Origin of the sequence: Xenorhabdus sp. SGI240, assembly GCF_040081915.1 — a bacterium.
In the GTDB taxonomy this organism is placed as follows: domain Bacteria; phylum Pseudomonadota; class Gammaproteobacteria; order Enterobacterales; family Enterobacteriaceae; genus Xenorhabdus; species Xenorhabdus bakwenae.
In genome coordinates this window covers 141,964-162,283 of sequence record NZ_JBEBMB010000004.1, presented here as the reverse complement: position 1 = coordinate 162,283, position 20,320 = coordinate 141,964, and the positions used below count along the sequence as shown (strand labels likewise).

General features: G+C 43.4%; 16 protein-coding genes and 1 pseudogene. 14 read left to right on the top strand and 3 right to left on the bottom strand.

The genetic code is table 11. The features are described 5' to 3' along the window. From ABLA76_RS01915 to ABLA76_RS01900, 4 genes and pseudogenes are all read left to right on the top strand, one after another. Nucleotides 1–439, top strand: a pseudogene (locus tag ABLA76_RS01915) (DUF4123 domain-containing protein); the annotation flags it as partial. A 37-nt stretch (nucleotides 440–476) separates the two neighbouring features. Next, nucleotides 477–2,360 carry a lipase family protein gene (locus ABLA76_RS01910; RefSeq protein ID WP_348986657.1) on the top strand — a complete coding sequence of 628 codons (1,884 nt, stop codon included), beginning with the start codon at nucleotides 477–479 and terminating at the stop codon, nucleotides 2,358–2,360. Nucleotides 2,361–2,366: 6 nt separating this feature from the next. Next, nucleotides 2,367–3,092 (top strand): hypothetical protein, encoded by a 726-nt coding sequence (locus ABLA76_RS01905; protein WP_348986656.1) that lies wholly within the window; start codon nucleotides 2,367–2,369, stop codon nucleotides 3,090–3,092. Continuing rightward, the gene (locus ABLA76_RS01900; protein ID WP_348986655.1) at nucleotides 3,079–3,354 is read left to right on the top strand and encodes a PAAR domain-containing protein; all 276 of its coding nucleotides are present in this window, start codon (nucleotides 3,079–3,081) and stop codon (nucleotides 3,352–3,354) included. The genes ABLA76_RS01905 and ABLA76_RS01900 overlap by 14 nt, the downstream gene beginning before the upstream one ends. Before the next feature lie 111 nt (nucleotides 3,355–3,465). Here the strand turns inward: ABLA76_RS01900 and ABLA76_RS01895 are convergent. Further along, nucleotides 3,466–4,163 (bottom strand): IS1 family transposase gene (locus ABLA76_RS01895; RefSeq protein ID WP_348986654.1). Its coding sequence is split into 2 segments (ribosomal slippage): nucleotides 3,466–3,914 and nucleotides 3,914–4,163, totalling 699 coding nucleotides; the frame shifts between segments, so codons are not numbered across the junction. On the opposite strand from ABLA76_RS01895, the gene ABLA76_RS01890 reads away from it, so the two are divergent. The 3 genes from ABLA76_RS01890 (at nucleotide 4,128) to ABLA76_RS01880 (ending at nucleotide 5,826) form a co-directional block, all read left to right on the top strand. Then, entirely contained in the window at nucleotides 4,128–4,613 is a 486-nt protein-coding gene (locus ABLA76_RS01890; RefSeq protein ID WP_348986653.1) for a hypothetical protein, read from the top strand. The genes ABLA76_RS01895 and ABLA76_RS01890 overlap by 36 nt on opposite strands. A gap of 20 nt (nucleotides 4,614–4,633) precedes the next feature. Beyond that, nucleotides 4,634–5,443, top strand: a complete 810-nt coding sequence (locus ABLA76_RS01885) for a hypothetical protein (protein ID WP_348986652.1) — start codon at nucleotides 4,634–4,636, stop codon at nucleotides 5,441–5,443. Nucleotides 5,444–5,562: 119 nt separating this feature from the next. Further along, nucleotides 5,563–5,826: a PAAR domain-containing protein gene (locus tag ABLA76_RS01880; RefSeq protein WP_348986651.1), complete on the top strand. Its 264-nt coding sequence runs from the start codon at nucleotides 5,563–5,565 to the stop codon at nucleotides 5,824–5,826. Between the two features lie 144 nt (nucleotides 5,827–5,970). On the opposite strand, the gene ABLA76_RS01875 is transcribed toward ABLA76_RS01880, so the two are convergent. Next, on the bottom strand, nucleotides 5,971–8,355 hold the full coding sequence (locus ABLA76_RS01875; RefSeq protein ID WP_348986650.1) for an ATP-binding protein: 2,385 nt from the start codon (nucleotides 8,353–8,355) through the stop codon (nucleotides 5,971–5,973). 53 nt (nucleotides 8,356–8,408) lie between these two features. Between ABLA76_RS01875 and rlmD the strand changes: the two genes are divergently transcribed. The 6 genes from rlmD to ABLA76_RS01845 all read left to right on the top strand — a co-directional run bounded on the left by rlmD (nucleotide 8,409) and on the right by ABLA76_RS01845 (nucleotide 17,847). After that, entirely contained in the window at nucleotides 8,409–9,746 is a 1,338-nt protein-coding gene (gene rlmD / locus ABLA76_RS01870) for a 23S rRNA (uracil(1939)-C(5))-methyltransferase RlmD (protein ID WP_348986662.1), read from the top strand. A 9-nt stretch (nucleotides 9,747–9,755) separates the two neighbouring features. Then, nucleotides 9,756–11,990 (top strand): GTP diphosphokinase, encoded by a 2,235-nt coding sequence (gene relA, locus ABLA76_RS01865; protein WP_348986649.1) that lies wholly within the window; start codon nucleotides 9,756–9,758, stop codon nucleotides 11,988–11,990. A gap of 17 nt (nucleotides 11,991–12,007) precedes the next feature. After that, complete coding sequence (mazG, locus tag ABLA76_RS01860) at nucleotides 12,008–12,799, top strand: nucleoside triphosphate pyrophosphohydrolase (protein ID WP_348986648.1); 792 nt, start codon at nucleotides 12,008–12,010, stop codon at nucleotides 12,797–12,799. 253 nt (nucleotides 12,800–13,052) lie between these two features. After that, the gene (pyrG, locus tag ABLA76_RS01855) at nucleotides 13,053–14,690 is read left to right on the top strand and encodes a glutamine hydrolyzing CTP synthase (protein WP_047767613.1); all 1,638 of its coding nucleotides are present in this window, start codon (nucleotides 13,053–13,055) and stop codon (nucleotides 14,688–14,690) included. Nucleotides 14,691–14,807: 117 nt separating this feature from the next. Then, nucleotides 14,808–16,109 carry a phosphopyruvate hydratase gene (gene eno / locus ABLA76_RS01850; RefSeq protein ID WP_047767615.1) on the top strand — a complete coding sequence of 434 codons (1,302 nt, stop codon included), beginning with the start codon at nucleotides 14,808–14,810 and terminating at the stop codon, nucleotides 16,107–16,109. A 352-nt stretch (nucleotides 16,110–16,461) separates the two neighbouring features. Beyond that, entirely contained in the window at nucleotides 16,462–17,847 is a 1,386-nt protein-coding gene (locus ABLA76_RS01845) for a DASS family sodium-coupled anion symporter (RefSeq protein WP_348986647.1), read from the top strand. 68 nt (nucleotides 17,848–17,915) lie between these two features. On the opposite strand, the gene ABLA76_RS01840 is transcribed toward ABLA76_RS01845, so the two are convergent. Next, nucleotides 17,916–19,400 carry an aldehyde dehydrogenase family protein gene (locus ABLA76_RS01840; protein ID WP_348986646.1) on the bottom strand — a complete coding sequence of 495 codons (1,485 nt, stop codon included), beginning with the start codon at nucleotides 19,398–19,400 and terminating at the stop codon, nucleotides 17,916–17,918. A 546-nt stretch (nucleotides 19,401–19,946) separates the two neighbouring features. On the opposite strand from ABLA76_RS01840, the gene ABLA76_RS01835 reads away from it, so the two are divergent. Beyond that, nucleotides 19,947–20,294: a DUF6694 family lipoprotein gene (locus ABLA76_RS01835; RefSeq protein ID WP_348986645.1), complete on the top strand. Its 348-nt coding sequence runs from the start codon at nucleotides 19,947–19,949 to the stop codon at nucleotides 20,292–20,294. The last annotated feature ends 26 nt before the right edge of the window (nucleotides 20,295–20,320 follow it).

Here is a 20,320-nt window from a genome sequence, read left to right as displayed (position 1 = left end):
TCAGGTGGTGGTGTTGCGGTTGATGGATAACCGGATTTTCACACCATTGTTGCCCGCCCTGAAATCGGGGGACTGGCGTGAACTGTTAACACCGGTTAATGAACTGATGATCGATACGCCTAACCCGATTTGCTATTACCGACCAGAAAATTGTCCTCAGGAACTGAACACGAATTTATTTGTGTTGGGTGATCACCTGATTGAAGCCCGTTACTCAACCGATACAGCCCTCAAGAATCTGGCTTACGCCTTAAGTTGCCAGCTTTGGGAAGAAACTCCCGAATTGGCGCTGAAACTGGATGAACCGGAAGGGCAATTACAGCACAGCCTTGTAGCGTGGCTGAAACAGGCAAGAGATGAAAAACAGAACCTGAATAAACTGACTGTTGAGCGCTTTATTACCAATAACCAACAGGTTGTGCTTAAAAAAGAAATTTAAGGCTCGCCCGCTATTATCTATCATTAAGGAAGAAAAAATGAGTCAGTTAGAACAGTCGGATTGCATTAACTGCCAAGATATACTGAAACACTGGATTGAATTTCAGCTTGTGGATGAACAGGGTAAGGCATTGGTGGGGATGCCTTATAAACTGATAAGTCAGGGAAATAAAAAAGATATCCGCACAGGTGTTACCGATGGGGAGGGACTCTTGCGGGAAGAAAATTTACCGCCCATGCCTGTAAGACTTTGGGTTGATGCACAGAAACTCACTGATGAGATGGAATTCAGACAATTAAGAACTGTTCGTGAACCGCTGGGTTCTAAGGTTCGACATAATGCTAAAGCGCAAGGGCATTCTTATCACTATGTTAAAATTGGCGATCTTTGTGATCAGGCTCCAATAATTAAAAATTGGGAGGAAAATGAACTCCCTAAATATCACTTCTCTGATAACAAATTTCAGGGATTTCGTGCCGTATTTATGGATGAACGCTGGGTATTGGAAGTCTGTCCTTTCCGGGCTTGGGTGATGTTATTGCACCATCAAAAAGAGTATTCACTGGTGAATGCCTATAATCAGGGTTTAATGTCCGTGTTGGTTTATGCCAATGCTACAGATAATGGTGATGACGAAACTAAAGAATACAGTGGTTCTGTTTTTCATTTCTTTAAAGAACAGCTCCTCGATTTATCTCGTTTACCTAACCAAATTGAACAAAAAAAGTTCCAACCGATAGTGTATGATGCACCTTTCCGTGAACGTTATACCCGTATTGAATTTATAGATACAGTTGAGAATTTAAATACACAGTTATTTTACGTAGCGAATAATAAAGAATTAATTGTCAGTTGGCGGGGAACAGCCCAAGGGCAGGATGTTCTGACTGATTTAGAATTTAAACCAATCCCCTTAACCGAAGAATATCTCAATAAAGGGAAAGCTCACCAGGGATTCTGGCAGGCTTTTATGACAGTAAATAATAATGTTATTGAAATTAAGAGTGGAGATAAAATAACTCGCAGAAATATATTTGACGATATAAAAAAATTAGCAAAAGGCAAGGATCTTTTTATCTGTGGCCACAGTTTAGGGGGGGCATTAGCTTTACTCAACAGTGCTCAACTTAGGGCATACAATCCTTGTTTATATACTTACGGAATGCCAAGGGTATTTACCTATAGCGCGGTGATGGAAATAAACAATATTATTCATTATCGTCACATTAATCAAAATGACCCTGTTCCAACTGTACCTTTTGAAAGAGACATGGATAACTCTTTATTTCAAAATGGCTTGGATTTCCATGGGTATTATTTAGAAGCAATGTTACTTCCAATGGGAAAAATATTTCCTGAGAAAATACAAAAAGTCATTAACAATATGAAATCAAAAGAAGTATTCTTACATCAAGGAAAAACAGTTCATTTCTATAAAGGTCGTGCTATAGAAGAGAATGTTTTTATGTTGGGTGAAAAATATGCTGAGGCTGATTTTTATTTAGTTCCCGCTTTATTACCAGAAAAAGCATCAGAAGATAATTATTTCCCTCTTAATAAACAACCTAAAAAAGCCAAGACGATTCAGTCACGTCTTGACCTGATTTATGGTTTGGATCATCTTAGTGGTAGCTATATGGAATTCATAAAAAAAAGACTCTTTGAACTATGTATCCCTGAACATAATGCTCTTTATAAAGAAGATAAACAGAAATTTGAGAATACAATAAAATTTGACAATGAATATAAGCAGAAATTTAGTGGGCTAAAAGTAAATAGATTTGAAAATAACGATGATTACTCAATGCATCAATACTTTTTACGTTTGGAACAACAGCTAGAATCTACCTTATTAGTCAGTAAAAAAAGTGAGGAAGGAAAGCGTGCTATAAATTATTATATTATATATAGTAAGGATTAATCTAACATGAATACAATAAAAACTATTCTCGTTTCTACATTAATTCCACTCTTGACTGGGTGTAATGAAAGTTTAAACAAAAAACTTGATGAATACTTCCCGCTTAATCAAAAAAATGATGGTCAGGCAGTTATTGTATCTGGTGCTTTCCCTATCAATACTGAACCGAAAATTAGAGCCAGATATACCTCCGAAAAATGTACTGCATTACATTTAAATTCTGACTTTATACCCACAGGGCGAGATCCATGGCATACCAATGAAGAATGGGATATCCAATATAAAGATAACAATAAATTTGAAACCAGAATACCGCTTAATGGAGGAGGGTGGTGTGATTGGAAACTGACTAATATGTCTATCGGGCTTGTTTACACCCAGCATCCACTTGCAAACAAACAAACAAAATTTCTTGTAAGTGGAATTTTGTCAGTATATATAAACGATATGAATAAATCACGCTACTCGAGTGAAAAAGATATCGAAAATAAAATAGACTATGCGCCTGACTTTTATACAGAATATGAAGAGTATATAGGTGAATATTCTGAAATTGCATTTTTATCCCCTGCAAAATATTCAAAATATCGTCTATGGTTGCACGCAGGTAATGATGGATATGTTAATTACAACCCAAAACTGGATAGCTCTAAAATTAGAAAATCATTCGAAGATAAAGAAAATAAATGGATTGAATATCCGAATGGAGAAATTAAACATGAACAAAAGTAAACCGACTAAAGCCGTTATTTTATTAAACGATACCACCGATCACGGTGGAAAAGTCATTACTGCTGTGGGTGGCTATACTTATAAAGGTATTCCTGTTGCTGGAGAAACGGATTTAGTTGAATGCCCCAAATGTGAGGGTGTGTTTCCCATTGTTGAAGGCAGTGAACATTTAAAGAGTCATGGAAAAGCGATCGCCGTAGAGGGGATGCAAACCGCTTGTGGTGCCAAACTGATCGCCAGCCAAAAAGAGTTTCTCGCTTAATAAAACCATACTGACGCGCTGCGCTTGTCTTCTCCATGTTATCGGGCTAATGCATTAGCCGATAACATGGAGAGCTGAAAAAAACGGTCATGCTTCCAATGGTTAGATTGCTTAGAGAAAGTAGTATTCACGCTCAATAAACGTTCCTATCACTTTATCGTGCATTTCTTCGGATTTGGAATCGCCTATCGTTTTTCGATTCAGCCTTTTTATACGAATACGCAGGGTGAGATTGGTTCTTTCTATACGTTGGGTAAATTTCTTTCCCGTGAGGTGTTTTTCCTCAGGTAGGCAATCGTAAACCGCATAATCATCCGTACAGTAGAACTGAATGTTAAAAGGAGACAGGAGTGCCAGCAGTTTTTTCAGCGTGTTCCGGCTACGATCACCAAAAACATGTGCCACTACCCGATTCAGGTTGGGTTCCCAGGCATACCAGAGCCAACGCTGATTTCGCTTGTTATCGACAAATGACCACTGTTCGTCTATTTTACAGATAATCTGAATATCACCCCCTGCAAGCGGCAGCGTAGTTATGTTTCTGGGAGTGAGTTTTTTAGTGTGCGAATGACCGTGTTAATGCCGACCTTCAGGACGCGAGCGGTATCCCTGACACCGGCGTTATTCATGGCCATATCAATAATCTGGTCTTTCATGCCGGGCTGACAGGCTTGATAAGTATAAGTCAGTTGAAAGGTTTTACGGCAAGCATAACAGTGATAACGCGGATGCCCAGTGCGCCCTTTTCCATGCCCTTTAACCTCTTCAGTTTTGTGACAGTACCGACAAACCACATCAACTTTAGCCATATCTCATCCATAACAAAAAGTGGGGAGTTTATCATATTATCTCATCATTGGGAGCATGACCGAAAAGAGACTAAAGAATTTATTGAACAACAGACCAAAGTAGATAAATACAGAGAGCAAGAGATACGTTCATTTTTTGAGGGTGACGAAAATCCTACAGGTAAGCGAGGGACAGGTCTTCTTGACCATAGTAGCGCCTTATATGCTGAATATATTGATAAGAGATTACGAGAGCTGTGCACTCTTTCACCGGATAAAAAATTGCAAAGTAAGCAGGAAGATTTATCATTTCTTGAAAGTGAACCGCATTCGATTCGTGCAATATTTCAAAGAAAAAAAATCAGAGAATATTATTTCTTAAGAGAAATAGATAATCAATTGGCCACTACGTTGGAAGTAACCCGAAAAGATGAAAGAGGCTTTATTGCCTTACAACGTTATTCTAAATAAAGATAGGAATCGTAGAGAGTATGATAAAGTTGATGCCATTTATATTATTACCACTCACTTTGTGCCTAACAGGGTGTGATTTTTTATCTAATGCCATTTCGGACACTTGGCAAACTTATAAAGATAATTCTGAACCATTTTCACCTCCTGAAAACAATCAGTGGATCACAGTTGAAGGTGTTATTCCTCCGAATACTACTCCTATTTTGAAGAGAAGATATATTTCAAATAAATGTTTATCTACTCACAATACTGCTGGAGGAGCTATTTATCATACCCCTAGGCATCAAGGGGATGATGTTAATATTTCAGTAAACCCCACAACTGGTTATTTTAAGGAAAAAATACCTCTTCAAGGGGGTGGCTGGTGTCAATGGCACATCAATACTATTGTATTCATTATTATGTATACTGACGTTAATCATTTAATAAAAGATGCTGTGCCCTACACTGGAACAGGTATAACGATTTATATCAATGAATCAAAAAAACCTAAGGAGATGAAAAAATTCACAAATTATATTAATTATAATCCAATTATTTATCCTTTTCTCCGAAAGGATTATGATACGCCCAATCAAATAGGATTATATGGAGAATCAGGTGGAACAACTTCGTTCGGGTTAAGTTTGATTCCTGGAAGTGAATGGAAAATTACCTACATGCCCACTTTGGATGAAACTAAAATGCCCAAAATAATTGTTTCAGAAAACCCTCCGGGAATATATCCTCGAGGAAATGCAAGAGTTGAATACCCAGATGGAAAAATAGATTTAAACAGAGACTCCATTGATTATTGGAAAATAAATAATACATCCCAATGGGAATAGTTATAAGTATCTATTAAAACCCCCTCAACATCAGAACATTCCATGATTTATTTATAGTTTCTGATGTTGTGGTTGATATCAATCATTAATAACCAAATTTTTCATACATGAGGTTCAATATGGCAAACAAAGCCGTTATTTTATTAAATGACACTACCGATCACGGTGGAAAAGTCATTACTGCTGTGGGTGGCTATACTTATAAAGGTATTCCTGTTGCTGGAGAAACGGATTTAGTTGAATGCCCTAAATGTGAGGGTGTGTTTCCCATTGTTGAAGGCAGTGAAAATTTAAAGAGTCATGGAAAAGCGATCGCCGTAGAGGGAATGCAAACCGTTTGTGGTGCCAAACTGATCGCCAGCCAAAAAGAGTTTCTCGCTTAATAAAACCATACTGACGCGTTGCGCTTGTCTTCTCCATGTTATCGGGCTAATACATTAGCCGATAACATGGAGAGCTGAAAAAAACAGGTGGTGATGAGTCCGTCATGCTTTAACTTGGTTAACCAACGGCTGAAACTCTTCACATTACCCCATCGCGTTTAAATCATCATGTACAAGAGCAACGGTACAAGGCACTTTCAGGACTGTCGCCTCAAGTACATCAGGAGTGGCTGCTATGACGTGATTGATCTCATCCATAAACTCCAGCAATTCTGGCTCCAGATCAGTTAGGGCAACCCCTTGTTGCAGTTGTTTTTCAACCAATTCGCAAATGGCTTTCAGTTTAGGAACACCGTTATAGCAACAACTGCCGTGCAGTTGGTGGACATGATGCAGAAAGTGTTTGCGGATTGCTTCACCATCGGTGGTTAAAGCCTGTTTAATCATTCCCTTCATGTCGGGCAATGATTTTACCAGCATTTCCAGCATCTCCCGCGCCAATGATTCTTTGCCAGCGGTTTGCTTTAATGCCATCTCCCAGTCAATAGCGTGTGGTTTTTTCCGGGGGCAATATTGATTCAGCAATGCTTTCAGGCAGTTTTCATCCAAGGGCTTGGAAAGACAGTCAATAAACGGTGCATTCTTCGCCTCGTGGCAGGCAAAGGCTGTAACCGCCACAATCGGCGTCTCTTTATGCGGGGGCAATTGTCGGATCTGCTCAGAGGTTTGGATACCATCCATATCTGCCATCTGAATATCCATCAAAATCAGATCCAGCGAATGCTGTTTCGCTATTTCCAGCGCCTCCATGCCATTACTGCACAGAAAAGTATTTTCAACCAGTTCATGCAGCAGTGTACCGATCAATTTCAGGTTAGCGGAATTATCGTCTACTGCCATAACGGTCATGGGTAAACGCGATGATGCAGAACAGATTGGCCGATGTTCTGGCAATGACCCGAATGAATACGCCTCTTTTTCCAGCCAGATATCAAAGTAAAATACCGTTCCTTTAGCGACTTCACTGGTAAAGTCAATGTCTCCTTTCATTTCACTGACCAGTCGCTTAGTGATGCTTAATCCCAGTCCGGTTCCCCCATAATGGCGGGTAATGCTGGCATCTGCTTGATTGAAGGCCTGGAACAGAATCGGACGGTATTCGGGTTTGATACCGATACCTGTATCAGTCACGGTAAAATCGATCTGGACAAGATGGTGGTGGTGCTGGCGTAATTTGATATCCAGCGTGACAGAGCCTTTATCCGTGAATTTAATGGCATTACCAATCAGGTTAGTCAGTATTTGCTGTAAGCGAATAGGATCGCCAATCATCAAATTGGGTAACTTCTCATCAATATGGTGATGCAGGGGAAGATTTTTCGCGTTGGCAGCCGGTGTTAGCAGTTCGATAACTTCATTGACGGTATCCCTTAGCAGAAAAGGGACTTGATCCAATACCAGCTTATTGGATTCCAGACGTGAGAAATCCAGAATATCATTGATGATTTTCAGTAGGTTATTGGCTGATCTGTCAATGACATACAGATACTCCATCTGCTGTGGTGTAATGGGAGTTTTTAACATCTGGCGGGTAAAGCCAATGACGCCATTAAGCGGCGTGCGTAATTCGTGGGACATATTGGCCAGAAATTCCGTTTTGATCCTGACCGCCTCTTGGGCGCGTTTTTTAGCGATAGTCAGTTCAACATTCTGAATTTCTAACTGTTCCATCGTAATTTGCAGGTCGGAAGTGGCTTGATCGATATGAAGCTGCATCTCATCTTTGTATTTCGAGAGCGATTCTGCCACGGTGTTGATACCATTCTGGAGTGCGGATAACTCCCCGGGCATGGCGCCTGTCACGCGGCTGTTCAGTTGTCCCTGCCGGATACGATCAACGGCTTCAACCATGCAGTTCAGGGGCTGGGTGACTTTGCGCACCAGCACATGGGCAAACAGTGCTGTTCCTCCAAGGCACAAAATCAGCAGAACGATGGAGGTGGCAATCTCCTTGTATTGCTGGAGCTGGGCGGCGCGTAAGTCTAAATCAATCGCGATATAGCCAACCGGCAGCGCATCGCTGGTGGAAGTGTTCCAGGGGTTAGGGGAAGCGGTTTCTGAGATAATTGGCATCTTCAGGATGATACTGTTGCCGTATTCCGTTTTGGACAAGGTTGTGGGCATGGCTTCGTTGGCAGTTAGCCTCAAGCGATTGACATCATACTTGTCATTCGAAATATCGAATAACTTGTTATGCTTATCAAAGATCGCAATTGCCCTGACAATTTCAGAGTTTCGGCGGTGCAGGCTGTTTATCAGTGCGTCAACTTGCTGGCAATTGTCCAGATTAATGCCAACCTCGCTGGCGATGGATAAGGGTTCAATAATGCTGATCCCACTGCGGACTATCAGGCTCTTTAACTCGTAATAGCGGTATGAGATAAATGATATACTCACAAGCGTTCCGACCAGTAAAACAGGAACCAATATCAGGCTCATCATACGGGTGCGTAGGCTATATTTGGTCATAAGCGTCCATTGTGGGAAAATCAGAACTCAATTTTTCAACGTCAGTCAGAATCATGGTGCAATTTTACTCCCCAAATCGTCGTTCCGTAAACCGGGGCATTATTTCCGTTACCGCAGATAACCTTGATGCACAAGGGCAAGGCATTGCTCGTCATCAGGGAAAAACTATTTTTATTGCAGGATTATTGCCGGGTGAGCAGGCACAAATCCAACTGACAGAAGAAAAACGGCAATTTGCTAAAGCTAAGGTCGTGAAAAGGCTCTCAGATAGCCCACAGCGCGTAGCACCTCACTGCCCACATTTTAAAGTGTGCGGCGGGTGCCAACAACAGCACGTTGCCACTGAGCTGCAAGTTAAAACTAAAGCCAGTGTACTGGAACACCTGATCCAACGGGAAACCGGAATTAGCATCAGTGCCGAACCCATCATTCGCAGCCCGGAATATGGCTACCGGCGCAGGGCCAGGCTCGGCCTGCAATATCACGCCAAACAACAGACATTGTTGATGGGATTTCGCCAGCGTCAGACCAACGATTTGGTGAATATTAAACGCTGTCCTGTTATGCGTCCTGAATTAGAACAATTATTGCAGCCGCTGTACCAGTGCCTGAATAGCCTGTATGCAGTAAAACGCTTAGGGCATGTGGAATTGGTTCTGGCTGAGAGTGGGCCACTCGTCGTGTTGCGCCATCTTGATCCACTTAAGCAGGAAGATCAGGAAACACTGCGCATTTTTTCGGTGCAGTACAATGTCGCTATTTATCTGCTTGGTGATGAAAAATCCCTTGAACCCTTGATGGAAGGGCAAACCGCACCGTGGTATCAGGTGAATGGATTGAAATTGGTGTTCAGCCCGCAAGATTTTATTCAGGTGAATGATGCCGTTAACCAACAAATGGTTGCACAGGCGTTGGCGTGGCTGGATTTACAATCAACAGACAGGGTATTGGATCTGTTTTGTGGCATGGGAAATTTTACCCTGCCGATCGCCACGAAAGTACAGGCAACCGTGGGTGTGGAAGGGGTTGCTGAACTGGTGGTGAGCGGGCAATATAACGCCCGGCTCAATAAACTTAATAACGTCGATTTTTTTCATGAAAATCTGGAATCGGATATTCACCAACAGCCCTGGGCCGCACAAGGGTTCAATAAAGTGCTGTTGGACCCCGCCCGCGCTGGTGCGGCGGGTGTTATGGCACATATTGTAAAATTGGTCCCTGAAAAAGTGGTTTACGTTTCCTGTAACCCCACAACACTCGCGCGGGATAGCAAGGTCTTGTTGGAGGCGGGTTATCATCTTGTCAGTGTGCGGATGCTGGATATGTTTCCACACACCGGCCATCTAGAGTCTATGGCGCTGTTCAGCAGTGAGCCAATGGATATCGAGTAGGGAGAAATTATGGTTGCGGTAAGAAGTGCGCATCTCACACCGGCAGGTGAATTTGCGGTCAATAAGTGGATCGCGAGTTTAAACATTACTAACCCACAATCCAGTGAAAAGTTGGTTGAAACCTGGCGATATTGTCACGAAAAAGTCCAGGGTCACCCTAATGCGGAGCTGTTGCTATGGCGCGGTGTGGAAATGGTGGAGATCCTGTCCACATTGAGCATGGATAATGACAGTATGCGTGCTGCGCTGCTTTTTCCCATCCTTAATGCCGGACTACTCGATAGCGAAACCGTGACAGAAACATTTGGCAAGGCCATCACGAATCTGGTGCATGGTGTATTGGACATGGATGCCATTCGCCAACTGAAAGCCACTCATACCGATGCGACTTGCTCGGTACAGGTCGATAATGTTCGCCGGATGCTGCTGGCGATGGTGGAAGATTTTCGTTGTGTGATTATCAAGCTGGCGGAACGCATTGCCCATTTGCGGGAAGTGAAAGAGGCCAGTGAAGATGAGCGGGTGCTGGCTGCCAAAGAGTGTTCCAATATCTATGCTCCGCTTGCCAACCGGCTGGGAATTGGGCAGCTCAAATGGGAGCTGGAAGATTTCTGTTTCCGCTACTTGCATCCCGATGAATATAAGAAAATTGCTAAGTTACTGCATGAGCGCCGAATTGATCGTGAACAGTATATCGAGAAATTTGTAACGACTTTGCGTAAATATATGCTGAAAGAGGGCGTCCGGGCTGAAATATACGGGCGTCCGAAGCACATTTACAGCATTTGGCGCAAAATGCAGAAAAAATCCCTCGCCTTTGATGAACTATTTGACGTGCGCGCTGTGCGGATTGTTGTCGAGCGTTTGCAGGATTGCTACGGAGCGCTGGGAATAGTGCACACTCACTATCGTCACTTGCCGGATGAATTCGACGATTACGTTGCCAACCCGAAACCGAATGGTTATCAATCGATTCATACCGTCGTCTTGGGACCGAATGGCAAAACGCTTGAGATCCAGATCCGTACTCGTCAGATGCATGATGATGCAGAGCTTGGCGTCGCGGCGCATTGGAAATACAAAGAAGGCACTGCGATTGGTGGTAAATCCGATAGTTATGAAAGCCGTATTGCCTGGCTGCGGAAACTGATCGCATGGCAGGAAGAGATGGCGGATAGCGGCGAAATGCTGGATGAAGTGCGCAGTCAGGTGTTTGACGATCGCGTTTATGTCTTTACGCCAAAAGGAGATGTGATTGATTTGCCAATCGGCTCCACGCCGTTGGATTTTGCTTATCACATTCACAGTGATGTCGGCCATCGCTGCATTGGGGCAAAAATTGGTGGACGTATCGTACCATTCAGCTATCAGCTTCAGATGGGCGATCAGATTGAAATCATTACCCAGAAACAACCAAATCCAAGCCGTGACTGGTTAAACCCTAACCTTGGCTATGTGACGACCAGCCGTGGACGCGCCAAAATCCACAATTGGTTCCGTAAGCAAGATCGTGACAAAAACATCATTGCCGGCCGCCAGATGCTGGACAATGAACTGGCCCATCTGGGGATCACGGTCAAGGAAGCAGAGAAAGAGCTGATTGCCCGTTATAATGTCCACACGTTGGAAGAAGTGTTGGCGGGCATTGGCGTTGGTGATATCCGCATTCACCAGTTAGTGAATTTCCTGCAAAGCAAATTCAATAAAATTACGGCGGAAGAAGAAGATCGCGAAGCGCTTCGCAATCTGGAGAACAAAACCTATACGCCCCGTAATACCAGCAAAAATAATGGCCGTATTGTCGTGGAAGGGGTAGGCAACTTAATGCATCACATTGCCCGTTGTTGCCAGCCTATCCCCGGTGATGAAATTATTGGATTTATTACACGCGGGCGAGGGATCTCCATCCACCGTGCTGATTGTGATCAGTTGGCGGAACTCGAAGCCAGTTCACCGGAAAGGATAGTCGATGCCGTGTGGGGGGAGAGTTATTCCAGCGGCTATTCACTGGTGGTACGCGTTGTTGCCAATGACCGCAGTGGATTATTGCGTGACATCACGACCATCCTCGCCAATGAGAAAATCAATGTGTTGGGCGTCAGCAGCCGTAGTGATGTTAAGCAACAGCTTGCCACCATTGATATGAACATTGAAATTTATAACTTGCAAGTGCTTGGGCGGGTATTGGCGAAGCTCAATCAGTTGTCTGATGTGATTGAAGCCAGACGCTTGCACGGTCATTGATTAAGACATGGATTAAGATGAAACCGAACGCTATTGAACGACTGAAGGGAATAATGGCGCAGTTGCGCCATCCTCAGGATGGCTGTCCTTGGGACAAAGTACAAACCTCTGCCACGATTGCCCCTTATACTCTGGAAGAAACCTATGAAGTGCTTGATGCGATTGAGCGCAATGATGTCAGCGCCCTAAAAGAAGAGCTGGGGGATCTGCTGTTTCATATCGTATTTTATGCCCAGATGGCGCAGGAACAGCAACAGTTCGAGTTTGACGATATCTGTGAGGCGGTGTGTGACAAACTGGAGCGCCGCCATCCCCATATCTTCAATCAACAAGCAGGTATCAGCGGCGAAGAGGCGATAGGCAGTTGGGAACAACGCAAAGCCGCAGAACGGGCTGAAAAAGATCAGCATTCGGTGCTGGATGATATTCCCGCCAGTCTGCCGGCCTTGATGAAGGCTTATAAGATCCAGAAACGTTGCGCTTCGGTCGGGTTTGATTGGGATACTCTTGGTCCCGTGCTGGACAAAGTTTATGAAGAAATTGATGAAGTCATGGACGAAGCGAAGCAGGCGGTGGTTGATAAAGAGCGATTGGAAGAAGAGTTGGGAGATTTACTGTTTTCGGTGGTTAATTTATCCCGTCATTTGGGGCATAAGCCGGAGATTGCACTACAAAAAGCCTGCCGGAAATTCGAAAACCGTTTCCGTCATGTCGAAAAATTGATCCTCGACAAAGGATTGTCACTGGAAACGGCTACATTAGATGAAATGGAAGCGATGTGGCAGCGAGTGAAAAGTCAGAAGATATAGCAATCACAAAAAAGGTGGAAATAGCGAAAAGGATGTCGCTTAAACAACTGAATAACCTGAGTCGGATGAAAAAATTTTACACCAATAACTTAATGAATTTAAAGAGAAAAAAGGGTGTTTTTTTCGCCGTGCTACTGTTTATGTGGCACCTTACCCCGTTTAGATGGTTTGTAGCGAAATTAAGGTTAGGGTATACTGCTTTCCCGTCCTGTTATATTCATCATCCTTTTAAACCTAAACTTTCAGGTTCAGCATGAAAACTAATTATATTTTTGTGACCGGCGGGGTCGTATCCTCTCTGGGTAAAGGCATTGCCGCAGCCTCTTTGGCGGCTATACTCGAAGCCCGTGGACTCAATGTCACCATTATGAAACTGGACCCGTATATCAACGTCGATCCAGGCACAATGAGTCCAACCCAACACGGGGAAGTTTTCGTTACCGAAGACGGCGCTGAAACTGATCTTGATTTAGGTCATTACGAACGTTTCATCCGAACCAAAATGACACGCCGCAATAACTTCACAACAGGCCGTGTCTATTCTGAAGTGCTGCGCAAAGAACGCCGTGGCGATTATTTGGGGGCAACCATTCAGGTTATTCCTCACATCACCAATGAAATCAAAGACCGTATCATCCGTGGCGCAGAAGGCCATGATGTTGTGTTGGTGGAAATCGGTGGTACTGTCGGTGATATCGAATCCTTGCCATTCCTTGAAGCTATTCGTCAGATGGCGGTGGAAGTCGGTCGTGAAAACACGCTGTTCATGCACCTGACGCTGGTGCCTTATATGGCCGCAGCGGGCGAGGTGAAAACGAAGCCGACCCAGCATTCCGTGAAAGAATTACTGTCGATTGGTATCCAACCGGACGTATTAATCTGCCGTTCAGACCGCGTTATTCCGGCCAATGAGCGTGCAAAAATTGCGCTGTTCTGTAACGTTCCAGAGAAAGCGGTTATCTCTTTAAAAGATGTTGATTCCATTTATAAAATTCCAGCCCTCTTGAAATCTCAGGGCTTAGATGATTATATTTGTAAACGATTCAGCCTCGAATGCCAGGAAGCGGATCTGTCCGAATGGGAACAGGTCATTTATGAAGAAGCCAACCCATCGGGTGAAGTGACCATTGGGATGGTGGGCAAATACGTTGAACTGCCAGATGCGTATAAATCAGTGATTGAAGCGCTGAAACATGGCGGACTGAAAAATCGCCTGACAGTCAACATCAAGCTGATCGATTCACAGGATGTTGAAACGCGCGGTGTTGGCGTATTGAAAGGTCTGGATGCGATTTTGGTTCCCGGTGGCTTTGGTGGCCGTGGTATCGAAGGTAAGATCATGACCGCACGTTATGCCCGTGAAAACAAAATCCCCTATCTGGGCATTTGTTTGGGTATGCAAGTGGCTCTGATTGAATTCGCTCGCAATGTTGCGGGAATGGCAGGGGCTAACTCTACTGAATTCGATCCTGAATGTAAGTTACCGGTTGTTGCTCTGATCACCGAATGGCGTGATGAGAACGGCAACGTAGAAGTACGTAGCGAAGAGAGCGATCTCGGCGGGACGATGCGCGTTGGTGGCCAATTGTGCCGTCTGACTGAAAACAGTCTGGTACATAAACTTTATGGTCAGAATGACATTGTTGAACGTCATCGCCATCGTTATGAAGTGAATAATTTGCTGTTGAAACGCATTGAAGATGCAGGTTTGCGCATTGCTGGCCATTCAATCGACAACAAACTGGTGGAAATCATCGAGAACCCAGCGCATCCGTGGTTCGTGGCGTGTCAGTTCCATCCGGAATTCACTTCAACGCCCCGCGATGGTCATCCGCTATTTGCCGGCTTTGTCGAAGCTGCCGGCAAATATCAGAAAGGCCAGTTGAAATAAGATATGGGGCAATGGATTGAAATTAAGCTAATTTGCTTTTAAGGGCATCACTATTTAAGGAAATAGTTTTATTTTTAATCCGTTGCCCGTAATTTAACTTGTACTGAGGAAAACCTAATGTCCAAAATCGTTAAAGTGCTTGGCCGTGAAATCATCGACTCCCGTGGTAACCCAACGGTAGAAGCAGAAGTACACCTGGAAGGGGGCTTTGTTGGTCTGGCTGCTGCGCCATCAGGTGCATCAACCGGTTCCCGCGAAGCGCTGGAGCTGCGTGATGGCGATAAATCTCGTTTCATGGGGAAAGGTGTACTAAAAGCCGTTTCTGCGGTTAACGGCCCAATTGCACAGGCTCTGGTTGGTCAGGATGCGAAAGATCAGGTTAACATCGACAAGATCATGATCGAGCTGGATGGTACTGAAAACAAATCTAACTTCGGTGCTAACGCGATTTTGGCTGTTTCTCTTGCGAACTCCAAAGCCGCAGCCGCAGCGAAAGGTATGCCTCTCTATGAGCACATCGCTGAGTTGAACGGCACTCCGGGGAAATTCTCCATGCCTCTGCCAATGATGAATATCATCAACGGTGGTGAGCACGCAGATAATAACGTCGATATTCAAGAATTCATGATCCAGCCGATTGGCGCAAGCACACTGAAAGAAGCTGTACGTATGGGTTCCGAAGTATTCCACAATCTGGCAAAAGTGCTGAAAGCTAAAGGCATGAACACTGCGGTGGGTGATGAAGGTGGCTATGCGCCAAACCTGGAATCTAACGCCGCAGCGCTGGCGGCAATCAAAGAAGCGATTGAGAAAGCGGGTTACGTACTGGGTAAAGATATTACGCTGGCGATGGACTGTGCAGCTTCTGAATTCTATAACGAAGAAACGGGTAACTATGAACTGAAAGGCGAAGGCAAGACTTTTACCTCTCAGGAATTCACCCATTATCTGGAAGGATTGACCAAAGAGTACCCAATTGTTTCCATCGAAGATGGCCTGAACGAATCTGATTGGGAAGGTTTTGCTTACCAGACTAAAGTGTTGGGTGACAAAATCCAGTTGGTTGGTGACGATCTGTTCGTAACTAACACCAAGATCCTGAAAGAAGGTATCGAAAAAGGTATTGCAAACTCCATCCTGATCAAGTTTAACCAGATCGGTTCGTTGACTGAAACTCTGGCTGCCATCAAGATGGCAAAAGAGGCAGGTTACACGGCGGTCATTTCTCATCGTTCCGGTGAAACTGAAGATGCAACTATTGCTGATCTGGCGGTGGGTACTGCTGCGGGTCAAATCAAAACGGGTTCTATGAGCCGTTCTGACCGTGTTGCTAAATACAACCAGTTGATCCGTATCGAAGAAGCACTGGGTAATCGTGCTCCTTTCAACGGTCTGAAAGAAGTGAAAGGCCAGGCATAATTGTCGGTTTTTTCCTTTAAAAAATAAAAATTATTTATGTTTTGGCGGAAGGGAGTCGTCTCTTTCGCCTTCTTATTGAAAGAAAATTTTATTTTTTATGCCGGTACTTATCTTAAGTGCAGGATGAAAGTGTGATATAACAACAGAAATTCAGTTCTTTTTTTGAACAATAATGCAGTGGACAGACAAATCCCGCGTAGCAGATCCCAAAATTATACAACTCGTATTTTATTCCTTGTTAATACTCCTTATTATTTCATTTGTAATGTAATTCTTTAACATTTGTGACAATGATTCATCAATTATTCTTTTTACATTACAGAGTTATGTTTCATTGTTTTATGGAGTCTTCATGGACGCTTCTGAATCTTTAACCCCAGCGATTGGGCCTACACCCTCAAATAAAAGAGGCTTAATTATTCTCGCGCTGGACATCATTTTGCTTGTGATATTGCTTAAGTTTTTGCCCTATGGGGAAAAAGCAAATACGGGCTTGGCATTAATGGTATTTGTTGGCGTGTTATGGTTAACGGAAGCCATTCATGTCACCATTACTGCGCTGTGTATTCCTATTCTGGCGGTCGGCATGGGATTGATGAATACCGGCGATGCACTGAAATCTTTTGCCAACCCGATAATCTTTTTGTTCTTCGGTGGCTTTGCACTGGCAACAGCGCTACATATCCAAGGCTTGGACAGATTAATCGCTAATCGTCTGTTGATGATTGCCCGTGGGCGTTTATCTGTGGCGGTATTGCTGATATTTGGTATTACTGCCCTGCTTTCTATGTGGATAAGCAACACGGCAACTGCTGCCATGATGTTACCACTGATCCTCGGTATTCTGGCGAATCTGGATGTACGTACTGAGCGCAATACCTTTGTTTTTGTGCTGCTTGGTGTTGCCTATAGCGCCAGCATCGGTGGCTTGGGGACATTGGTAGGTAGCCCACCCAATGCTATCGCTGCCGCACAATTAGGTATGGATTTCTTTACATGGATGAAATACGGCGTACCAATGGTCATTGTTCTCATGCCAGTCATGGTTGGGGTGATGTACCTCATGTTACGCCCAAATTTGAACCACAAATTTGATCTGGAATTGGAGCACCTGGAATGGAATGGTAAGCGTGTTATTGCCATGGGCATTTTCCTGCTAACCGTAGTGTGCTGGATTTTCAGTTCATTGATTAGTGATGCACTCGGCGGTGTCAAAGATCTGGATACGATTATTGCAGTGAGTGCCGCTATCCTGATTGGTATCACTGGGGTATCAACATGGTCGCAGATTCAAAATAACACTGAATGGGGCGTATTGATGCTGTTCGGTGGTGGTCTGACGTTGAGTGCCGTTTTGAAAAATTCCGGTGCCAGTGAAGTTATGGCAAATGGGATGGCGGAGGCTTTCGGTGCCAGCCCTTGGTTTGTGATCATCATTGCGATTGCTACGTTTATTATCTTCCTGACAGAATTTACCAGTAATACTGCAAGCGCCGCGCTACTTGTACCTATTTTTGCCACAGTTGCAGAAGCGCTGGGAATGCCGATTATGGTTTTGACCATGATAATTGGTATCGGGGCATCCTGTGCATTTATGCTACCTGTTGCAACACCCCCTAACGCGATTGTTTATGGCACCGGCTATATCAAACAAGTTGAAATGGTCAGAGTAGGCATAGTGCTGAATTTGGTATGTATTGCCATTATTTCTGCGATTGCCTGGTTTTTCTGGTTGTAATTCCTTCTGACTCTTAATGTTTAAATAAGCCATGCTCAAAATCGCCACCCTTGCAGGTGGCGATTGTGTTACTCTTCTTTGGTGCTGATATAGATATTTTTCACTTCTGTATAAGCATCCAGCATCATCTTGTGGGTTTCACGCCCAAGTCCTGATTTCTTATAACCACCGAAAGGAGTGTGAGCGGGCAATTCATGATAGGTGTTGATCCACATACGGCCTGTTTTTATTGCTTTGGCGATGTGCAGGGCACGGTTAATATCCTGCGTCCATACGGCACCTGCCAGGCCATAGTCGGAATCATTGGCCATTTCGATAACGTTTTCTTCGTTACTGAACGGAATGACGCATAGTACAGGCCCGAAAATTTCTTCTTGCGCCACCCGCATCTTATTGGTGACATTGGTCAGGATCGTCGGCTGGATAAAGAAGCCATCATCATATCCTGCCCCGGTTATGCGTTTTCCGCCAGTCAAAACGGTTGCACCTTCCTGTTTTGCGAGGTCGATGTAACCTAAAATAGTGTGCATCTGTTCTTCACTGACCTGGCAGCCCATTTCTGTTTCTGCCAGCATCGGGTCGCCCACTTTGATTGATTCAAACACTGTTTTCAGTGAATTGAGGAATTCATCATGAATATCTTTATGCAGGAACAGACGGGCACCGGATTCACAGGCTTGCCCTTGGTTCAGCAAAATTGCATTGGCTGCATATTTGATGGCCTTTTTCATGTTGGCATCAGGGAAGACGATATTAGCCGATTTACCTCCCAATTCCAGCGTGGCCGGAATAAGCCTTTTCGCCGCAGCTGCGGCAACGTTGTAACCGACTTCTGTTGATCCAGTAAAGGCGACTTTGTTAATGCCGTCATGATCGAGGATTGCCTGGCCTACCACTGAGCCACGCCCTGTAACAATATTGACAACACCCGCTGGTAAAACTTGATTCATGATACGCCCCAATTCAAGCAGCGTGATTGGAGTCAGGCTGGCAGGATTGATAACAATAGTATTACCGGCAGCAAGGGCAGGCGCGAGTTTCCAGGCAGCCATTAATAGCGGGAAATTCCACGGAATAATTTGCCCGACTACGCCAATGGGTTCTCTGATGACTAAGCTCAGTGTGTCATTATCGATGACATCAGTTGTATCAGAATGAGCACGGATAACGCCGGCAAAGTAGCGGAAATGATCAACAGAAAAAGGAATATCGAAATGACGACATAGCGCCTGGGTTTTACCCCCATCCAATGTTTCAAGGACAATAAAACGTTCGGCTTCGGCTTCCAGCAAGTCGGCAATTTTCAGTAATAAAGATTGCCTCTCCGTTGCGGATGTTTTGCTCCATGCTGGCAGCGCTTTTTGGGCAGCCTTGACGGCAAGTTCAACATCTTCGGCATTTCCTGCTGCATATTCTGTCAACAATTCACCGGTTGCAGGGTTGTAGCTTTGTATCGTATTTTTTGAAACGCTATCACGCCACTCACCATTAATCAGCATCTTATAAGATGTACAAGGCAACAATGTTTTTTCGATATCATGTAGTTTTTTCATTATATTCTCCGGGTACTTTGGTTTGAGGTATGTTAGAATATATATTCTCAACTTATTATCAGACTAATTCTTAATTTTGAGCAAAGCTGAACTGAAATATAAAAGAGCTATATCAATAAATATAAACCTTGATAGTTAAATGCGAGACATATAAAAACCGCATAGAATGTGATTTTCTAGAGGAATATATTTTTTGAGAGTAATAACGGTATGTTATATCTTCTCGTTTTATTATAACGTTAGATTGAAGTTTATCGAGTATATATGGGGAGTAATAGGAATAACGCGGACAGAAAACGTTTTATGGGTAATGAATATTAAACATGGTTTATCCTTTTATAGGAAGTGATATCAGGAATAGCAGATTGATATTTCAATATTTCAGCAAATGAATTCGATATGTATATTGATTATTTTTAATTACATAAAGTAATCAATAATAAAGTTATAAATATTCCTAATTTGATAATAAAAATTTTTCTTAAAACGATTTATATGTTCACATTCTTGCTATGATTACTTTAATCGGTAATCGCGGGGTTGATCATGAGAAAATTGTTAACGATTTGTTTATTAGGATTTGCATTGACTGGGTGTGATAATCAACTCAAAATTGATGGAACAAATGACATTGCTGTAAAAACATCCATTGAGAAAATCAGAGATACTTTACCAGAAGATAAAAGATTACAATTTGATGACTCATTAAATGTTGTCATGATCAATAATATCGACTTTGATGATCTGTTCAAGGATAACAAGAATGGAAATATCAAACATGCAGATATACAAAAATTGGAACAGAAATTTTTTCAATCCCTTCATGGGAAAACAGCCGATCAAGTTATTGATGATGCAGAGAAAATTAAAGCGGCCAGCATGCACAAAAAATGAGTATATATCTTATTAAGTTGCCTCCA

Coding starts and splice junctions, on each gene's coding strand:
- ABLA76_RS01910 (WP_348986657.1), top strand. CDS start 477: ATGAGTCAGTTAGAACAGTCGGATTGCATTAACTGCCAAGATATACTG.
- ABLA76_RS01905 (WP_348986656.1), top strand. CDS start 2,367: ATGAATACAATAAAAACTATTCTCGTTTCTACATTAATTCCACTCTTG.
- ABLA76_RS01900 (WP_348986655.1), top strand. CDS start 3,079: ATGAACAAAAGTAAACCGACTAAAGCCGTTATTTTATTAAACGATACC.
- ABLA76_RS01885 (WP_348986652.1), top strand. CDS start 4,634: ATGATAAAGTTGATGCCATTTATATTATTACCACTCACTTTGTGCCTA.
- ABLA76_RS01880 (WP_348986651.1), top strand. CDS start 5,563: ATGGCAAACAAAGCCGTTATTTTATTAAATGACACTACCGATCACGGT.
- ABLA76_RS01875 (WP_348986650.1), bottom strand. CDS start 8,355: ATGACCAAATATAGCCTACGCACCCGTATGATGAGCCTGATATTGGTT.
- rlmD (WP_348986662.1), top strand. CDS start 8,409: ATGGTGCAATTTTACTCCCCAAATCGTCGTTCCGTAAACCGGGGCATT.
- relA (WP_348986649.1), top strand. CDS start 9,756: ATGGTTGCGGTAAGAAGTGCGCATCTCACACCGGCAGGTGAATTTGCG.
- mazG (WP_348986648.1), top strand. CDS start 12,008: ATGAAACCGAACGCTATTGAACGACTGAAGGGAATAATGGCGCAGTTG.
- pyrG (WP_047767613.1), top strand. CDS start 13,053: ATGAAAACTAATTATATTTTTGTGACCGGCGGGGTCGTATCCTCTCTG.
- eno (WP_047767615.1), top strand. CDS start 14,808: ATGTCCAAAATCGTTAAAGTGCTTGGCCGTGAAATCATCGACTCCCGT.
- ABLA76_RS01845 (WP_348986647.1), top strand. CDS start 16,462: ATGGACGCTTCTGAATCTTTAACCCCAGCGATTGGGCCTACACCCTCA.
- ABLA76_RS01840 (WP_348986646.1), bottom strand. CDS start 19,400: ATGAAAAAACTACATGATATCGAAAAAACATTGTTGCCTTGTACATCT.
- ABLA76_RS01835 (WP_348986645.1), top strand. CDS start 19,947: ATGAGAAAATTGTTAACGATTTGTTTATTAGGATTTGCATTGACTGGG.